This window comes from Curtobacterium sp. BRB10, from assembly GCF_031844325.1.
GTDB lineage: Bacteria > Actinomycetota > Actinomycetes > Actinomycetales > Microbacteriaceae > Curtobacterium > Curtobacterium poinsettiae_A.
Genome location: NZ_JAUZVA010000027.1, coordinates 1 through 1,127 on the forward strand (window position 1 = coordinate 1; position 1,127 = coordinate 1,127).

At 65.5% G+C, this 1,127-nt stretch carries 2 protein-coding genes; one reads left to right on the forward strand and one right to left on the reverse strand.

All coding sequences use genetic code 11. From position 1 onward, the window contains the following. Positions 1-34: 34 nt before the first annotated feature. On the reverse strand, positions 35-292 hold the full coding sequence (locus Q9R26_RS18570) for a hypothetical protein (protein WP_311228209.1): 258 nt from the start codon (positions 290-292) through the stop codon (positions 35-37). A 506-nt stretch (positions 293-798) separates the two neighbouring features. Between Q9R26_RS18570 and Q9R26_RS18575 the strand changes: the two genes are divergently transcribed. Beyond that, positions 799-1,125 (forward strand): SdpI family protein, encoded by a 327-nt coding sequence (locus Q9R26_RS18575; protein ID WP_311228210.1) that lies wholly within the window; start codon positions 799-801, stop codon positions 1,123-1,125. The last annotated feature ends 2 nt before the right edge of the window (positions 1,126-1,127 follow it).

Here is a 1,127-nt window from a genome sequence, read left to right on the forward strand (position 1 = left end):
TCCTACGGACGGGTGAACGCCCGGGGTCTGATTCTCAATCGTCGTCGCGCTCTGCGCGAAGCGCGCGTCGACCGGCAATCTGCTGATGGAGCTTGTAGACGAAGACGAATTCGAGAAAACCGAAGAGCCCCAGGGCGGCGATGGCGAACAGAACGCTCGCCGGGGCTTCACCAGTGGTGAGTGCGATGGTTGGCGCACCCGCGACAAGGACGCCGCCAAAGAGAGCGTTGAACCAAGCGCCGAAGATACCGCCCGGAGCATCAGGCACCCGGTCGATCCAACGATCCGTCATTGCGCCCACGCTACCCGAGCTCTGACCCGCGCGGTGTCCGATAGCCGATCGGCTATCGGAACGTCGGCAGAGTAGGAACGACGTATGCGAACACACCGACTCTGGGTGGGTTGGATACTCGGCCCAGTGACTGTTGCGTTACTCGTCGTGACCGTCGTCGCCGCGGTCACGGGCTTCGCAGCTTGGGCGCCTCTGCTCGCCGCCGCCGTGGCTGGATCGGTCCTCTTCGTGGCGGGGCCGCGTGCTGCTCGAGAGCAGCAACGTCCGCAGCAGGCCGAGTCAGCGCAGCGTGACCGGTAGCCGATCGGCTTACGGGCGGCATGAGCCGACCATTGCCAGCACTACCGGAGCGGAGACGGTCAGCGTGCTGGTCGGAGCCTCGATGTCGGTTCCTTGCCGAATTCGTAGACGGGGCTACCGCAGGCCACGTCGTTCGCTAGTTTCGGATGAGGGAGGCGGAGATGACGAGTCCGGGATGGTTGGGGGCGGTGGGCTGCGCCCTACTTGTGCTCGTCATCAACGCTGCAATCTGGGGGGTCGTGTCGATCGCGAGCAATGAATTGGGTCGGAATCACGCAGCTGGCATCCGACTGCCGTCGCTGATGCGCAGCGACGAGGCCTGGCGAGCCGGCCACCTGGCTGCGCGGAAAGTCATGCTGCCGTTCTTGATCGCGGCGGCGGTCGTCGTGGTCATCTCGATCCCAGCGCAACTGGCGCCGGCGTTCTACGTCGTTCTGCTTGGGCTTTCCCTCGCGTGCACGCTGGCCGCTCTCGGTGCAGGCACGCTGGCCGCGTCACGAGCTGCTCGCCGAGATGAAGCGCGGCCGCAGTAGGG

What these genes read in the sequence shown, in the direction of transcription:
- Q9R26_RS18570 (WP_311228209.1), bottom strand. Translation starts at nt 292, where the DNA reads ATGACGGATCGTTGGATCGACCGGGTGCCTGATGCTCCGGGCGGTATC.